13 protein-coding genes and 1 pseudogene are annotated in these 16,341 nt (G+C 75.7%); 13 read left to right on the forward strand and 1 reads right to left on the reverse strand.

Annotated elements, in window-relative coordinates; genetic code table 11:
- The 9 genes and pseudogenes from ABZ671_RS13550 to ABZ671_RS13590 form a co-directional block, all read left to right on the forward strand.
- A pseudogene (locus tag ABZ671_RS13550) lies at positions 1 to 2,044 on the forward strand (hypothetical protein); the annotation flags it as partial.
- A 46-nt stretch (positions 2,045 to 2,090) separates the two neighbouring features.
- Positions 2,091 to 2,528, forward strand: coding sequence for a phage tail protein (locus ABZ671_RS13555; RefSeq protein ID WP_357856268.1), 438 nt, complete (start codon positions 2,091 to 2,093; stop codon positions 2,526 to 2,528).
- 4 nt (positions 2,529 to 2,532) lie between these two features.
- Positions 2,533 to 3,309, forward strand: coding sequence for a LysM peptidoglycan-binding domain-containing protein (locus ABZ671_RS13560; RefSeq protein ID WP_357856272.1), 777 nt, complete (start codon positions 2,533 to 2,535; stop codon positions 3,307 to 3,309).
- A complete protein-coding gene (locus tag ABZ671_RS13565) occupies positions 3,299 to 5,134 on the forward strand; it encodes a VgrG-related protein (RefSeq protein WP_357856275.1) in 1,836 nt (611 codons plus the stop codon). Before ABZ671_RS13560 ends, ABZ671_RS13565 begins: the two co-directional genes overlap by 11 nt.
- A 21-nt stretch (positions 5,135 to 5,155) precedes the next feature.
- Positions 5,156 to 5,437, forward strand: coding sequence for a PAAR domain-containing protein (locus ABZ671_RS13570; RefSeq protein ID WP_357856278.1), 282 nt, complete (start codon positions 5,156 to 5,158; stop codon positions 5,435 to 5,437).
- Between the two features lie 5 nt (positions 5,438 to 5,442).
- Positions 5,443 to 5,853 carry a GPW/gp25 family protein gene (locus ABZ671_RS13575; protein WP_357856281.1) on the forward strand — a complete coding sequence of 137 codons (411 nt, stop codon included), beginning with the start codon at positions 5,443 to 5,445 and terminating at the stop codon, positions 5,851 to 5,853.
- Positions 5,850 to 7,808 carry a putative baseplate assembly protein gene (locus ABZ671_RS13580; RefSeq protein ID WP_357856284.1) on the forward strand — a complete coding sequence of 653 codons (1,959 nt, stop codon included), beginning with the start codon at positions 5,850 to 5,852 and terminating at the stop codon, positions 7,806 to 7,808. The genes ABZ671_RS13575 and ABZ671_RS13580 overlap by 4 nt, the downstream gene beginning before the upstream one ends.
- A 20-nt stretch (positions 7,809 to 7,828) precedes the next feature.
- Positions 7,829 to 8,353, forward strand: a complete 525-nt coding sequence (locus ABZ671_RS13585; protein ID WP_357856287.1) for a phage tail protein — start codon at positions 7,829 to 7,831, stop codon at positions 8,351 to 8,353.
- Complete coding sequence (locus ABZ671_RS13590) at positions 8,350 to 9,474, forward strand: zinc-ribbon domain-containing protein (RefSeq protein WP_357856290.1); 1,125 nt, start codon at positions 8,350 to 8,352, stop codon at positions 9,472 to 9,474. The genes ABZ671_RS13585 and ABZ671_RS13590 overlap by 4 nt, the downstream gene beginning before the upstream one ends.
- Here the strand turns inward: ABZ671_RS13590 and ABZ671_RS13595 are convergent.
- Complete coding sequence (locus ABZ671_RS13595) at positions 9,389 to 12,301, reverse strand: BTAD domain-containing putative transcriptional regulator (RefSeq protein WP_357856293.1); 2,913 nt, start codon at positions 12,299 to 12,301, stop codon at positions 9,389 to 9,391. The two genes, ABZ671_RS13590 and ABZ671_RS13595, sit on opposite strands and share 86 nt — an antisense overlap.
- Before the next feature lie 281 nt (positions 12,302 to 12,582).
- On the opposite strand from ABZ671_RS13595, the gene ABZ671_RS13600 reads away from it, so the two are divergent.
- From ABZ671_RS13600 to ABZ671_RS13615, 4 genes are read left to right on the forward strand one after another with little or no spacing between them, the layout of a single operon-like run.
- On the forward strand, positions 12,583 to 13,368 hold the full coding sequence (locus ABZ671_RS13600; protein ID WP_357856296.1) for a hypothetical protein: 786 nt from the start codon (positions 12,583 to 12,585) through the stop codon (positions 13,366 to 13,368).
- Entirely contained in the window at positions 13,365 to 14,060 is a 696-nt protein-coding gene (locus tag ABZ671_RS13605) for a DUF4129 domain-containing protein (RefSeq protein WP_357856299.1), read from the forward strand. The genes ABZ671_RS13600 and ABZ671_RS13605 overlap by 4 nt, the downstream gene beginning before the upstream one ends.
- Positions 14,057 to 15,343, forward strand: coding sequence for a DUF4350 domain-containing protein (locus ABZ671_RS13610; protein WP_357856302.1), 1,287 nt, complete (start codon positions 14,057 to 14,059; stop codon positions 15,341 to 15,343). Before ABZ671_RS13605 ends, ABZ671_RS13610 begins: the two co-directional genes overlap by 4 nt.
- Positions 15,340 to 16,338 carry a MoxR family ATPase gene (locus ABZ671_RS13615; RefSeq protein WP_357856305.1) on the forward strand — a complete coding sequence of 333 codons (999 nt, stop codon included), beginning with the start codon at positions 15,340 to 15,342 and terminating at the stop codon, positions 16,336 to 16,338. Before ABZ671_RS13610 ends, ABZ671_RS13615 begins: the two co-directional genes overlap by 4 nt.
- The last annotated feature ends 3 nt before the right edge of the window (positions 16,339 to 16,341 follow it).

The raw sequence follows: 16,341 nt of genomic DNA on the forward strand, positions 1-16,341 counted from the left end.
GCAGCCCGTGCCGGCCAGCCGACCGGTGCCGGCTCAGCCCGTGCCGGCCAGCCGACCGGTGCCGGCTCAGCCCGTGCCGGCCAGCCGACCGGTGCCGGCTCAGCCCGTGCCGGCCAGCCGACCGGTGCCGGTGGAGCCGGTGTCGGTCAGCCGGCTGCTGGCCGCGCCCCCGCCGCCGGTCGAGCTGCGTGTGCCCGCCGTCCATCCGCCCGCTGACAACGCCCAGCCGGCCGTCGAAACCGAACTGTCCGATCCCGGCGATCTGGCGGCCGACACCGTCCAGCGGGCCGTCGAAACCGGACTGTCCGATCCCGGCGACCCGGCGGCCGACATCGCTCGGCGGGCCCTCGACACCGATGCGATCGGCTCCGGTGACGCGCCGCAGGCACCGACTCTGGGCCAGGACAATTCGATGCCGACGTCGGCCGAGGCCGGCGGCCCGAACGAGGCGCGGCCCGAGCCACCGCCCGTGGGGCTCGCCGGGCCGGCCGCCGGCATCGGGTGGTCCGCGCCGGACCTGCCCGTGCAGCGGCTCGCGGCGAACGCTCCCAGGCCGCACCGTCGGCTCGGTCTGGGCGAACCCATCGTCTCGCCGCTGCTCCCGCCGCCCGAGGCCCCGGCGCCGGCCACCCGCGACTCCCCCGGTCCGCCCGTCGCCCCGCCCGTGCAACGTCTCCCGGCCGGGGACGACAGCCCGGCCCTGGTTCACCGGCCATCGAGCGGAGCCGCCGAGCTGGCCGCCGCCGAGCCCGACGCCGGCCAGCAGCACAACGGCGGTGCTCCGGCGGAAGCCACGACTGAGGGCGGCCAGGCCGGGCTGCTCGGCGAGGTCGTCGTCTCCCGCCTCGCCGCCGATGTTCCCGCCGTCGACCCCGCACGGCCACACGGCGAGTTCGAGTCCGCCGGGCCGCTGGTCGGTGACCTGCCGCTCACCGGCACGACAGCCGGGCGTACGCCCGAGGGCGACACCCTGCGGTCGGGCATTGTCACGGCGTCGGACGGTAACCCGGACAGTGGCCGTGCGGCGGACATCCCCGGTGCCCGAGGCGCGGACCCGACCGGCGATCCGGGGACGGACGGTCCCGGCCTGCCGGTGGTGTCCCGCCTGCCGGCACCGGCGACCGGGCACCATCCGGCAGCGGTGCCGCCGATCGAGCCAACCGGCAGCGGAACCGGCCATTCGGTCGCCGCAGCCGACCCCATCGCGGGCGACGGGGACGGCACGGCCGACCTGGTCGGCGGGTACGGCGACAATCCGGACGCCCACGGGGCCTCGGCGGGCGGGGACGAGGGGCCCGCTCCCCCGCCCCTGGTCGTGGCGCGGCTGGTCGGCGACCGCCCGATACGGCCACTGACCGGAGACCTGCCCGTCGCGCCCGCGCCGACCGGCCCGAGCGTGCAGCGGGTGACCTGGCCGCGCGACGAGACGCCAGTACCGGCTGCCGCCGCGCCGGTCGCCATAGCCGAGCCGCACCCGTCGTGGCCGGGCCCGCGCGCGGACTCACCCGAGTTGACCACCGGCCCGGCTGTCGTGGCCGGTAGTGACAGGCCCGCGCCGGTCCAGCGCTGGGTGGGGGCACTGCCCACGCAGTCAGCCGGCGTGGGCGGGCTCGACCCGCGAACCGACGCGGGTGGGGACCCGCCGACCGGTGCGAGCGGGCTCGGTGCGACACCCGGCGCGGGCGGGGGCGCGCCGTTGGCGTACCTCGGTGGGTTGCCGGAACCGGCGGCGATCGCGCCGGGCCGGGAACCGCCCGGCCCCGTCGTGCAGCGGGCCGAGTCTGACGACGCGCCGCCGCCGGCCGACGCACCGGGCCCGCCGCCGGCCGACGTGCCCGGTCCGCCCACGGCCGTTGCACCGCCACCGGCCGGTGAGCCGACGCCGGCGGGCGGGCCGGCGGCCCCGGGCACGCCGGGGAGCGCGGCGGGCGGGCTGGAGCCGGAGGAGCTGCTGAAGAAGCTGTACGACCCGCTGCTGCGCCGGTTGAAGACCGAGCTGCGCCTCGACCGGGAGCGGCACGGGGTGCTCGGTGGGCCGGGGTGATGAACGGAACCACAGCCAGCAGCCGCGCCGACCAGGGAGGGATGGGATGGCCAAGGACGAGGTCGCCGTCGCGATCGCCTTCGTCGTGAAGATCGACGATCAGGATCTCGGCGCGTTCAACACCTGCGACGGGTTGGGCTGCGAGGTGGTCGTCGAGCAGCGGGAGGAGGGCGGCAACAACGGGCACATCTGGCAGCTGCCCACCCGGATGAAGTTCTCCAACGTCAAGCTTTCCCGACCGGTCACGGCGGACAGCGCCAAGCTGATGCGCTGGTTCTCCGGCATGGCCAGCGGGATCACCCGCAAGACCGCGACCATCGAGGCGCGCACCCTGGAGGGCACGGTGATCGCCCGGTGGGGCCTGCTGGACGTCATTCCGGTGCGCTGGACCGGGCCGCAGCTGAGCCCGGACAACCCGAAGGTCGCGGTGGAGACGCTGGAGCTGGCCCACCACGGCTTCTTCGGCCCCGGGACCGGGGGGTGAGGGCGTGAGCGCCTCCCCGGTCACGTTCACCGCCGCCGGCAGCCCCGCCGGCTCGGGCGGCGGGGCCCCGCCGCAGTTGACGCACGCGTACCTGCAGCTGCACGAGCCGCCCCGCAACGGCGGCACCGCCTCCCCCGGGCCGGAGCTGGGTCGCATCCCGTTCCAGTTCAACCCGAAGGAGCTGGCGCTGACGAAGACCGCCAAATGGAAGCGGGACGCGCAGCGCAACGCCCAGAAGAGCGGCGTGCCGGAGTTCACCGGTGCGGACCCGTGCAAGCTGTCCCTGGAGATGTTTTTCGACGCCACCGACACGATGGACAGCTCGGTGGTGAAGCGGGTCGAGGAGCTGTTCGCGTGCTGCGTGCCGACCGACGCCAGCCGGCAGCAGAAGAAGGGCTCGCCGCCGTGGGTGGTGTTCCACTGGGGCGGCATGGTCGGCTTCCCCTCCTTCGTGGCCAGCGTCAGCGCCAAATACACGTTGTTCACCCCGGGCGGCACGCCGGTGCGGGCGCTGTGCACGGTCGCGCTGGAGGAGATCTCCGGCGAGCAGCCGGGGCAGAACCCGACCTCGGGGGCGTTGGCCGCGCGGGACATCCACGTCGTCGTCGCCGGGGACACCCTGCACTCGGTGGCCTACCGCGCGTACGGGCGGTCGGGGCTCTGGCGGCGGATCGCCGAGGCCAACGACATCGACGACCCGATGCGGCTGCGCCCCGGCACCGCCCTGCTGGTGCCCGCCCCGGAGGAGCTGACCGGCCCGGACGGTGCCCGTGGCCAATGAGCAGTTCGCCAACGCCCTCCTCGTCGAGGTGGGCGGCAGCCCGCTGCCCGCGCAGGTCGCGTCGCTGCTGACGTACGCGGCGGTGGACGACAGCCGTAACCTGCCCGACCGGTTCGTGCTGCGCTACCGGGACCCGGACCGGACGGTGTTGGCCAAGGGCGGGTTCGCCATCGGCGCCCCGGTGCGGCTGAGCGTGCAGACGTCCGACCCGGGCGGTCCCGCGCCGCTGCTCACCGGCGAGGTCACCGCCCTGGAGTACGAGTTGGACGGCACCGGCTCGTTCACGGAGGTACGCGGCCTGGACCTGGCGCACCGACTGCTGCGGGGGCGGCGGGTGGCCGCGTACCCGGGGATGAGCGTGCCAGACATCGTGCGGAAGGTGGCCCAGCGGGCCGGGTTGAAGGCGGGCCGGATCGACCCGGTGACCGGTGTCGGCGGCGGGCCGGAGGCGCAGCTGAGCCAGGACAACGTCAGCGACTGGGCGTTCCTGCACCGGCTCGCGGAGCTGGTCGGCGCGCAGGTGCTGGTGCTGGACGGGGAGCTGCACCTGCGGATGCCCGAGCCGCCGGCCGGGGCGCCGGACCCGTCCGCGCGGGCCAGCCAGGATCCGCTGGTGCTGGAGGTGAACCGGAACCTGGTCGCCCTGCGAGCTGGGGTCACCGCCACCGCGCAGGTGCCGGAGGTGGGGGCGCGCGGCTGGGATCCGGCCACCAAGCGGGCGGTCAGCGCCACCGCGAGGCCGAGGGTGCCGGGCGCGGAGGGCGTCGGCGTGGACCCGGCCGCGCTGGGCGAGCAGATGGGCGGCCCGCCGTACCTGGTTGCGGATCCGACGCTAGGTTCGGACGCCGCGGTCCGGGCGGTGGCCGGGGCGCTCGCCGGCGACCTGGGCGGCGGCTGCGCCGAGATCGAGGGGGTGGCGAAGGGCAACGCCCGGCTGCGCGCGGGCGCGGCGGTGGCGTTGGCGAACGTCGGCGAGCCCTTCCAGGGCAGGTACGTGCTGACGAGCACCCGGCACGTGTTCAGCGAGCAGGCCGGCTACACCACGGCGTTCACCGTCTCCGGCCGCTCGGACCGTTCGCTGTACGGGTTGACCGCGGGCGCGGGACGCGCGGAGCGGGCCGGCGACGGGCTGGTTCCGGCGGTGGTCAGCGACGTGAAGGATCCGGAGCGGCTGGGCCGGGTCCGGCTCACCCTGCCGTGGCTGGACGAGACGTACACCACCGGCTGGGCGCGGGTGGTGCAGCCGGGGGCGGGCGCGGACCGGGGGGCGGTGCTGCTGCCGGAGGTGGGCGACGAGGTGCTAGTCGGGTTCACCGGCGGCAACCTGGACGCCGCGTACGTCCTGGGTGGGCTGCACAACGGCACCGATGCGCCGCCCAAGCTGGACACCGACCCGGTGGACGGCAGCAGCGGCCGGATCGCCGCGCGGGCGCTGGTGTCCCGCACCGGCCACCGTCTCGAGCTGTTGGAGGCCGGCAGCGGCCCCGACGGGGTGCTGCTGGCCACGGGGGACCGGAGGTTCACCCTGCGGCTGGACCGCGCCGGCGGGCAGGTGGAGATCGTCAGCGACGGGAAGGTGAGCGTCCGGGCGCAGAACGGGATCAGCCTGGACGCCGGTTCCGGGCCGTTGGAGCTGGCCGGGCAGCAGGTCACGGTCTCGGCGAAGGGCGATGTCGGGATCGAGGCACAGGGCCGGGTGGGCGTACGCGGCTCGGCCGGCGCGTCCGTGGAGGGTGCGACGGTGAAGGTCGCCGGGCAGGGCGGGGCGGAGCTGACCGCCGGCGGCCCGGTGACCGTGCGCGGCGCTGTCGTCCGGATCAACTGAGGTCAACCGAAGGAGGCTGCCGTGCCACCAGCCGCTCGCGTCGGCGACCCGACCGCCCACCCGGGTGCGGTCGGCGGTCCCGGGGTGCCCACCGTGCTGATCGGCGGGCAGCCCGCCGCGACGGTGGGCACCCTGCACGCCTGCTCGTTCCCGGGCATCCCGCCGCACCCGCCGTCGGTCCTGCTGCCGCCCGGCTGCCCGACGGTGCTCATCGGCGGCCAACCCGCCGCCCGCCTCGGTGACCTCGCCGGTTGCGGGGCGCCGATCATCGCCGGCTGCCCGACCGTGCTGATCGGCGGTTGAGGGCGATGGTCGCGGATTTTGTCGGCGCCGGGTGGGCGTTTCCGCTGCGGACGGGCCCGACCGGCGGGATCGCGCTGGTGCGCGGGGACCGCGAGGTGGTGGAGAGCATCCGGCTGATCCTCGCCACCGCGCCCGGCGAGCGGCCGGGCCGCCCCGAGTTCGGGTGTGCGATCCACGAGCTGGCGTTCGCCCCCGCCGACCCGTCCACCGCCGGTCAGGTGGCGTACCAGGTGCGCCTGGCGTTGGAGCGGTGGGAGCCGCGCATCGAGCTGGACGATGTGCTGGTCGACTTCGCCAACGCCGCCGACGGGGAGCTGCACATCGACATCCGCTACCGGCTACGCCAGGACAACGACCCGCGCAACCTGGTCTTCCCGTTCTACGTCATTCCCGCGCACGACCCCGGAGCCCCATGATGGCCCTGCCCGCGCCTCACCTCGACGACCGCCGCTTCCAGGATCTGGTGGACGACGCGAAACGCCTGGTGCAGCGGCGCTGCCCGGAGTGGACCGACCACAACGTCTCCGACCCGGGGGTGACCCTGATCGAGACGTTCGCATACCTGGTCGACCAGCTGCTCTACCGGCTCAACCGGGTGCCGGACCGGCATTACGTGAAGTTCCTCGACCTGCTCGGCGTCACCCCGTTCCCGCCGGCCGTGGCCTCGACGGACGTGACGTTCTGGCTGTCCGCGCCGCGCGACGCGCCGGTGGTCGTGCCGGCGGGCACGCACGTGGCGACGGTGCGGGCGGAGAACGTCGAGCCGGTCACGTTCGAGACGCTGCGCGAGCTGACCGTGCCGCCGTGCCGGCTGGTACGGGTGGTGACCGTGCCGGCCGGGGGCCAGCCGACGGATCGCACGGGCGACCTGGGCGGCGCGGACCGGGTGCCGGCGTTCGCCGACCCGCCGGCGGCCGGCGACGCCGTGCTGTTCGGTCTGGACGGTCCGGTGCCCGGCTGCGCGGTGCTGCTCACCATGGACTGGGCGGTCGCCGGGCGCGGTGTGGACCCGACGAATCCGCCGCTGGCCTGGGAGGCGTGGACGGACGGTGGCTGGGCGGAGTGCGCGGTGGAGCGGGACACCACGGGTGCGCTGAACCGGGCCGGTGAGGTGGTGCTGCACGTGCCGGCGGGCCACGTCGCGTCGGCGGTGGCCCGCCACCGCGCCGGCTGGTTGCGTTGTCGGCTGCGCGAGCCCGCCCCCGGGCAGCCGTTCTTCCACGCTCCGCCCCGGTTGGGTAGGGCCGAGGCGGCCACCATCGGCGGGACGGTGGCGGCCTGCCACGCGGAGCTGATCGCCGGGGAAACCCTGGGCGCGTCGGAGGGGGTGCCCGGCCAGCGGTTCACAGTGCAGCGGGCGCCGATCGTGGCCGCCGACGGCACGGTCGAGATCGAAGTGGGCACCGCCGAGGGGTGGCAGACGTGGCGGGAGGTGGCCAGCTTCGCCGATTCCGGGCCCGAGGACCGGCACGTGTGCGTGGACCGGGCCGGCGGGGAGGTCAGCTTCGGGCCCGCTGTGCGACAGCCCGACGGCACGGTACGCCGGTACGGGGCGGTGCCGCCGAAGGGTGCGGCGATCCGGATTCCGGCGTACCGGACCGGTGGCGGGCGGCCGGGCAACGTGGCCGCCCGCACGCTGACCGTGCTGCGTGACCCGGTGCCGTTCGTGTCGACCGTGACCAACCGGGCGGCGGCGACGGGTGGGGTGGACGGCGAGTCGCTGGCCGAGACGTCGGTGCGGGGGCCGCTGACACTGCGGACCCGGGAGCGGGCGGTCACCGCCGACGACTACGAGCAGCTCGCCCGACAGGCCGCGCCGGAGGCGCTGCGGGTGCGGTGCGTGCCGGCCGGTGACGGCTCGACGGCGGTGCGGGTGCTGGTCGTGCCCGCGCTGGGCGAGCACGCGGACGCGGACGACGACGCGGCCCGGTTCGCCGCGCTGCGGCCCCGAGAGGAGACCCTCGAACGGATCCGGGCGTTTCTCGACGAGCGCCGCTGCGTGGGTGCCCGGGTGCTGGTGGAGCCGCCCTTCTATCAGGGGGTGACGGTGGTCGCCCAGGTCCGGGCCCGGTCCCGGGGCGGCGGGTCGGCCGCCGACCTGCGCCGCCGGGCGCTGCGCGCGCTCTACGACTACCTGGACCCGGTCCGCGGTGGCCCCGACGGCGCCGGATGGCCGTTCGGTCGGCCGGTCCAGTCGGGCGAGCTGCACGCGGTGTTGCAGCGCGTCAACGGGGTGGACCTGGTGGAGGACGTCCGGTTGTTCGGGGCGGATCCGACCACCGGGGAGCGGGGTGAGGCCGTGCAGCGCCTTGAGCTCGGCGTCAACGCGCTCGCCTTCTCGTACGGCCATCAGGTGCGGGTCACCGGCTGAGCCGAGGTCAGGAGGGGATCATGCGAGGTTCCGTACCGGGGCTGGTCAGCCCGCACCCGATCGGGCAGCAGCTGCCCGCGGTGTATCTGGAGGACGACTTCGCGCAGCGGTTCACCGCCGGGCTGGACGAGGTGCTGGCGCCGGTCCTGCTGACGCTCGACTGCCTCGACGCCTACTTCGACCTGGGGTTGGCCCCACCGGATTTCGTGGACTGGCTGGCCGGCTGGGTGGCCGCGCCCGTGGACGGGGACCGGCCGCCGGACGTACGCCGGGAGTTGGTCCGGCACGCCGTCGAGGTGCATCGCTGGCGCGGCACGGCCCGCGGTGTCGCGCTGGCGTTGCAGGTCGCGACCGGGGCGCGGGTGGAGGTCACCGACAGCGGTGGGGTGACCTGCTCGACGACGCCGACCGACGCGCCGCCGCCCGACGAGGCGCCGGAGGTTCGGGTGCGGGTCCACGGGGAGGTCGACGAGGTGCTGGTGCGCCAGGTTCTCGCGTCCGCCCTGCCGGCCCACGTTCGGCTGACCCTGGAGATCCAGCCATGATCATCTGCGCGGATTGTGGCGCGACGAACGGCGACGACGACCAGTTCTGCGGTACCTGCGGCGAATTCCTGCGCTGGGACGCGGGTGCCGGTACGCCGCCGACGCGGCCGGCCGATGCTGGCGAACGGCCGCGGACGGGCTCAGCCGACGAACGCCCGCCGGCTGTGGCCACCCGCGCGCCGGTCGACCCGGTGGCGGCCACCGGCGAGGCCGCCCCGGACGTGCCGCCCCGCCGGCCCGGCGACGGCCGCGACCCGGCCGACCCAGCCGGCGAGGACGCCCAGCCCGCTCCTCGCCAGCCCGGGTCGCCTGACCGGCGTGGGCAGCTGCCCGACGACCCGGCGCCGGTGGGACCGGTCGACTCCCCGTCCCGTTCGGCGGAGCCCCGACCGGTCTGCCCGGCCTGCGGCCGGGACAACGCCCCGGGCCGGCGGTTCTGCCGGTCGTGCGGGGCGCAACTGGCCACCCCGGGCGAGCCCGCGCCGCAGCGGGCCTGGTGGCAGCGGTGGTGGGAACGCTTGCGCCGCCGGGCGCCCCGCCGCCGTTCGCTGCGCGAGGAGCGCCGCGCCGTTCGGGCGGCCCGCCGCACCCTGCTGATCGTGCTCGCCGTCTGCCTGCTCGCGGTGCTGGCCGTCGTCGGGCCGCCCCTGGCGCGGCGGGCGGTGGAGGCGGTGCGGGACCGCACCCAGGACCCGGTGCCGCTGGTCCCGGCGTCGGTGACCGCGTCGTCGGCGGCGCCCGGTGCTGGGGCGGCCCGGTTGGTCGACGGGGCGAACAACCGCTACTGGGCGCCGAACGGGAACGCCGTTGACGCCTGGGTGGAGGGGCGGTTCGAAGAGCCCGTGCGGCTACTCACCGTGGTGATCACCCCCGGCGTCAGCCCACGGCGGCAGGCGTTCCTCGCTGCCGGGCGGCCCCGCGGCCTGACGGTGGTCACCGTCGACGCCGACGGGAAGCAGAAGAAGAGCGACATCGAACTGCGCGACGAGCCCGGGGAACAGCATTTCGACGTCGCGGCGTCGAACGTGGTGCGGATCAGGCTGGTGGTCCGCTCGACGTACGGGCCCGGGCTGATCCCGTCGGTCGCGATCGGGGAAGCGGAATTCTTCGGTCGACGCTGACCGGGGCGGGCGGCGGATCGGCCGCGACCAGGGACGGGTCCAGGCCGAGGGAGACGAGCACGTCGGCGTACCGGCGGCGGGCGTACTCGGCGGCGGCGGCGTTGCCCGCCCGCTCGTGCGCGGCGATCAGCAGCCGCCAGCCGGCGTCGTGGCACGGGTCGATCTCGACGCAGCGGGCAGCCATCGCCGCCGCCGACTCGGCCGGGCCGGCCTCGGGCCGGACGAACCCGTGCAGGGCGGCCTCGGCGAGCCGGGCGGCCGCATCCGCCGCCTGCCGGCGCAGCGCCTCCCGCTCGGCCACCACCCACTCCGCCGGGCCGTCCTCCGGCAGCAGTTCCCCGGTGTACGCGGCCACCGCCACCCGCAGGTCGTCCAGCGCCCGGAGATCGCGGGTGGACCCGTGCCGGAACGCCCGTTCCAGCGCCCGCCGAAACTGGGTGACGTCACACCACGCGTCCGCGGGCAGGGCCAGCAGGTACGCGTCCCCGTCGCGGTGCAGCAGCCGTGCCCCGTCGCCGGCGGGCAGGCGGGCGTCGAGGAATCGGCGCAGGCTGGACAGGGCGACGTGCAGGGTCCGGGTGGCCGTCGCCGGGTCGGTGTCCGGCCAGAGCGCGGTGAGGAGCCGGTCGCGGTGCACCGCGCGGCCGGCTTGCATGGCGAGGATCCGGGCCACCGCCCGGGCCCGGGGGCGCAGCGGTGACCAGTCCAGCGGCTCTCCGTGCAGGCAAACCTGGAAGCCGCCGAAGCAGCGTACGGTCAGCGGAGCGGTCTCCGGCGTGGCGGGCGACGGCCGGGCCTCCGGGGTGAGCCAGGCGGTCGCCGCCGCCCGGGGCAGCCCGGCCTGCTCGGCGGCGATGTGCACGGCGGCCTGCGCCCCTGCCCGGCCAGGTCCCGGGGGCACACCCCCGGCCAGGGCCAGGACCCGGGCACCGGGCACCCCGGCGGCCCGGGCGGTGCCCTCCGCCCGACGGACCTCGACCTCGGCGTCGGGCAGTCGGGCGCGCACGGCAGCCAGGGCGAGCAGGGACTGCGCCCAGGCGGCGAGCACCCCGCTGTCCACCTCGCGGGCCCGGTCGAGCAGCCGGCCCGCCTCCGCCGGCTCCGGCCCGCCTCGCAGCGAGCGGGCCAGCGCGGCGCAGCCGGCCGCGAGCAGCCCGCCCCACCGGTCCCCCAGCCGGTCGCACTCCTCCGCGACGGCGTCGGCCTCCTTGAGGTCGGTCTCCGTTCCGGCCAGGGCGGGCACCGCTCGGGCGAGCCGGGCCAGCCATGGCAGGCCCGCGCGGTCGGCGGCCAGGCCGGCGTCGGCGACCGCGGCGGGCGCCTGCGGGTCTCCGCCGGTCAACGCGACAGCGGCGCGCAGCAGCCGGCCGGCGTGGCCGACCAGGCCGGCGTCGGTGGGCGCCGGCCGGTCCAGGACGCGCAGCGCCTCGGCGACGTGGCCGGCCAACAGCAGCGCGCCCGCGCGGACCAGGGCGTCCTCGGCACCGGTCAGCCGCTCCGCCTCCCCGACGACGACCATCGGGTGCCGGCGGGTGGCGGTGCGCAGCCAGCCGGACCAGTGCCCGCGCCAGTGCGGGCCGTCGGGCAGCCAGGCCGTCACGTCGGCGCGCAGCGACCGGCACCGCGCCGCACCCGGCCCGCCGCCGAACATCTCCTCGGCGCGGCGCAACAGCGGCACCGCCGCCGCCAACTGCCCCTCGTTGATCCGGTGTTGGGCGTCGGCCAGCACCAGCCACGGGTCCTCGGCGATGAACCAGCCCGGCAGCAGGTCGGACCACGTCTCGAGGCCCCGCACGGCGACGGCGCTGCCGGCGGCGTCGAGCAGCCGGTGCACCTCGGGCCACTGCTGGGCCCGGGCGAAGCACCGAGCGGCCTCCAGAACTGCGCCCTCCTCGGCGAGCAGCCGCCCGGCGCGGGCGTGCCAGGCCCGAGCCTCGGCCTCCCCCAGCTCTTCGAGCAACGCCGTGGTCAGGTAGGCGCGCAACACCTCGTGGTACGCGAACGAGCGGCCACCGTCGTGGGAGACGGTGAACGCCTGCCGGCGTTCCAGCTCCTCCAACGCGGCCTGCGCGTCGCCGGAGCCCAGCAGCCGATCGCAGCGCTCGGCGGTGAGGACCTCGAACACGCAGGTGCGGACGAGGAACCGACGCAGGGACGGCGCCAGTTCCGCCAGGACCGTACGGGTGAGATAGTCCCGAGCCAGCACCGGGCGCATGGCCAGCGAGGCCACGGCGCGACGCCGGTCGGGCAACGGTTGGCCCCGGGTGGAGAGGTGGTAGAGCTGCAGGCCGGCCGCCCATCCCCCGAGTCGACGGGCCAGGGCCGCCACGTCGTCGGCGGGCAGCGGCTCCCGGTAGACGTCCCGCAGCAGCCGTTCGACCTCCCAGGCGCGGAAGCGCAGCTGTTCGGCGTCGATGACGACGCTGTCGGCGAACTCGTGCCGGGCCAGGATCAGCGACGGGGCGCGACGGGTGCCGATCAGCACCCGGATGCCCGCCCGGGTCAGGGCGAGCGCCCGGTCCAGCAGCGCGGACTCCCCCGGTGAACTCTCGATCAGGTGCAGGTCGTCGACGACCAGCAGCCCGTCGTCGCCGTCGGGCAGCGCCGCGTCCATCCGGCGGGACACCAGCGCCGGGTCCGCGTCCGACGGCACGGTACGCAACCAGCACACCGGCCCGGTCACGCTGGCCGCGTACTGGGCGAGCAGGGTGGTCTTGCCGGACCCGGCGGGGGCGACGACCAGGCCGAGCGCGTGCGGTTGCACGTTCAACGAGGCGATCAGCCTCGATCGTACGAGGCTCGGCGACTGATGGCGGGCGGACGGCATCACGCGCACCTTTCCCGAGGCCGACGTCCATCGGACCGGCCCCCGCGATCGGGACCCCGCTCATAGTAGCCAAACGAAACGTCGCATAGCGGTCCATGATCGGACACACGCCATCCCTTGTGGCCTCTCGCTACTCATCGCGCCACCGGGGGGTCGCGTGCCGCCACCTCGGGGTCGCGTCGATGTCGCCCGGCGTGCCAGGATAGGCGGCCGATCGCCGCTCGACGGGGGATGCTTTGCGCCAGTCAGCCACGACGCCAGGCGCCTTGCCGTTGCGGCCGATGACCATCGGCGAGCTGCTCGACGCCGCCACCACGCTGCTGCGTACCCGGGCCCGGGTGCTGCTCGGCATGGGTTTCCTGGTCGCCCTGCTCGAACAGGTCGTCCTGTTTCCGCTCCGCCAGGCCGCCGACGTGACCTACCTGGTCTTTCCGCACGAGCAACGGTGGGGCTGGTACGCGCTCCTGCTGCTGGTCGGGTTCGGCACCGAGATGGCCGGCATCGCCGCACTGGGCGCGGTCACCTCCGGCGCCGGGCCGCGGGCGCTGCTCGGCGCCGCCGCCCCGGCGCGACCGGTGCCGGTGGGCCGGGCCGCACTGCTCGCGCTGGGCATCGGCCTGTTCGCCACGGTGGCCGGCGCCACGGTGGTCGCCGGGCCGGTGGTCTTCCTGCTGCTCGGGCTGGCCATGCCCGCGCTGGTCATCGATCAGCTGGGGCCGGGGCGGGCGCTGCTGCGGTCGCTGTCGCTGTCGGTTCGGCGCGGGTTGCGGGCCGGTTGGGTCCGGCTGCTCGGCTACCTGTCCTGGCTGTTCATCCGGCTGGCCACCGGCGTGGCCGGGTGGGCCGCCCTCGGCCTGTTCCTGAACACCGGCACCGCCGAGCGGGATCATCTCGCCACCGGGGCGGCCTGGCTGATGGTCAACACCCTCGCGTACCCGACGCTGGCCTGCTTGGACACCGTGCTCCACCTGGATCTGCGGATGCGTACCGAAGGACTGGATCTGGGTCTGCGGCGGGCGCTGAGCCGCCGGGTCTCCTGCGATGCCGCGCTGGTGGTGCCGCGGTGACCGCCCGCTGGTGGAACGAGTTCATCGCCCGCCTGGCCGACGTCGTGCCCGGCGGGGTGCCGATGCTGGTGATCCTGTCGTTCCTGGCCACCCTGCTGGTCGCCGCGCTGTGGTATTGGTGGCCAGCCTGGCTGCCGACCCGCCGCTCAGGTCGGAGCCGGCGCGGCCGCAACCGCGACCGGAAGCGGCCCGGCCGGCGATCGGGCCGACGCCGGTTCCGGTTGGGCCGGCTGCGGTTCCGGTTCCGGTGGCCATGGCGCCGGCGGCGGACCGCGCCCACGCACACTCCTGAGTTGGCCGAGGAACAGTTGCCGGATCTGCCGGCGGCCGTGCTGGAGCTCAGCGCCGACCAGTTGGCCGCCGCGGGGCGCTTCAAGGAAGCGGTCCGCGAACGGCTGCGTGCCATGGTGCGGGACCTGATCGAACGGCAGGTGATCGCCACAGTCCCCGGCTGGACGGTCACCGAACTGGCCTCGGCGGCCGGCCGGGCCCACCCGCCGGTCGCCACGCCGCTGCGCGCCGCGTCCGGCCTGTTCTCCGAGATCTGGTACGGCCTCCGCCCGGCCACCGTCGAGGACGACGGCGCGATGCGCGGCTGGGCGGAGCAGGTCCGCGCTCTCCTCGACGCCGAACCGGCCGCCCGGCAGCCCGGCGAGCCGGCCGGCCCGTCTCCCGCGGAGGTCAGCCGGTGACCACCCCCGCCCCGGCCGCTACGGCCACGCCCCTCACCGACCGGCCGACGCGCCCGCGACGGCCCCGCCGCTGGCACCGCCTGGCCATCCCGTTCGGCCTGCTGGTGCTGCTCTACCTGGTGACCGGCGTCGCCCACAGCGTGGAGGAACCCGACCTCGGCGATCCGGGCACCCTCTCCCCCACCGGCACCGGCCGGGACGGATCCAGCCGGCTTGCCGGGCTGCTCGCGGAGCGGGGTGTCACGGTGCGCCGCGCGACCAGTTCGGCCCAGGCCCGGGAACTACTGGCCGGCGGCAAACCGACCACCGTGTTCGTGCCGGCCCCGGATCTGGTCGACCCGCGGTTCCTGGTCGACCTGACCGAGAACCGGCACCGGGTGGTGCTGGTCCGTCCCGGGCTCAAGGCCTCGATGTTCACCGGCTTCTACCCCGGATATCCACGTTGGGCGACTGACACCGTCGACCCGGACTGCTCCGCCCAGGTCGCCCGGACGGCCGGCGCGGCAGCGGTGTTCCGGTCCTTCTACGAGGGGGCCGAGGGCGAGACGTACAGCTGCTACCACGGGGGCCTGGTCGCGATGTCCACCGGCAGCGGGGAACTGATCGCGGTCGGTTCGACGGACCCGTTCCGCAACGGCCGGATCGGCGAGACGGGCAACGCCGCTCTCGCCACCGGCCTGCTGTCCGCAACCGACCAGGTGGTCTGGGTGGACGTGCACGTCCGGGAACCGGTTCCGCTCAAGGCGCCGCCGCTGCCCCACTACCGGCAGCCGCACCGCTCCGGCGACGAGGGCGACTCGCTGCTGTCGGCGTTCCCGCCGGTGCTGCCGGCCGGGCTGGTGCTGCTGGCCGCCCTCGGCCTACTGATCGTGCTGGTTCGCGCCCGCCGACTCGGGCCGCCGGTCGCCGAGCCGTTGCCGGTGCTGGTGCCGGCCACCGAGATCGTCACCGGGCGGGGCCGGCTCTACCGGCGCGTCTCCGCCCGCGCCACCGCGTGGGACGCGGTCCGAACAGCCGCGCTGCGTCGGCTCGCTCCGGTGGTCGGCCCGGTGCCGCCGGGCACCGACGCCGCCGCGTTCGTCGGGCGCGACCTGGACAGCTTCATCGGCCGGTTGGCCGAGCGGTCCGGCCAGCCGCCCGCCGAGGTGCACGCCATCCTGTATCCCGCCGAACCGGCCACAGACGACGATCTCACCGTCGCGGTGGCCCGGTTGGACGCCCTGGTCGACACCGTCACACGGACCACCCCCCGGTCCGACCGTCACCCGAAGGAACTGGCATGACAGAAACCACGATCCCCGGCGCCGCCGCCCCACCCGCCGATGACGAGGCCGCCGCCCGGCAGGCCCTCGGCCGGCTGCGCGCCGAGGTCGGCAAGGCGGTGGTGGGCCAGGACGGCACGGTCACCGGGCTGCTCATCGCCCTGCTCTGCCAGGGCCACGTGCTGCTGGAGGGCGTGCCCGGGGTGGCCAAGACGCTGCTGGTGCGGACCCTCGCGGCGGCGTTGTCGCTGGAGTCGAAGCGCCTCCAGTTCACCCCCGACCTGATGCCGGGCGACGTGACCGGGTCGCTGGTGTTCAATGCCCGGACCACCGGCTTCGAGTTCCGCGAGGGGCCGATCTTCACCAACCTGCTGCTCGCCGACGAGATCAACCGCACGCCGCCCAAGACGCAGGCGGCGCTGCTGGAGGCGATGGAGGAACGGCAGGTCTCCGTCGAGGGCACGCCCCGCCCGTTGCCCGATCCGTTCCTGGTGGCGGCCACCCAGAACCCGGTCGAGTACGAGGGAACCTACCCGCTGCCTGAGGCGCAGCTCGACCGGTTCCTGTTCAAACTCACCGTGCCGCTGCCGTCGCGGGACGAGGAGTTCGGGGTGCTGCGGGCTCACCACCACGGCTTCGACCCACGCGACCTGGTCGCTGCCGGGGTGCGACCGGTGGCCACCCCGGATGATCTCGCGGCTGCCCGGCGGGCGGTCCGGCGGGTGCAGGTGGCCGACGTGGTGCTCGCGTACATGGTGGACCTGTGCCGGGCCACCCGGTCCGCGCCCTCGCTGGAGCTGGGCGCCTCGCCACGGGGCGCGACCGCGCTGCTCAACGCGGCGAAGGCGGCCGCCTGGCTGGGCGGGCGCAGCTACGTCACCCCCGACGACGTCAAGGGCGTGGCCCGGCCGGCGCTGCGGCACCGGATCCGGGTACGCCACGACGCGCAGCTTGAGGGTGCCACCGCCGACGTCGTCCTGGAAGGCCTGCTGCACACCGTTCCGGCACCGCGGTGACGG

Source organism: Micromonospora sp. NPDC006766, assembly GCF_040636055.1.
GTDB lineage: Bacteria > Actinomycetota > Actinomycetes > Mycobacteriales > Micromonosporaceae > Micromonospora.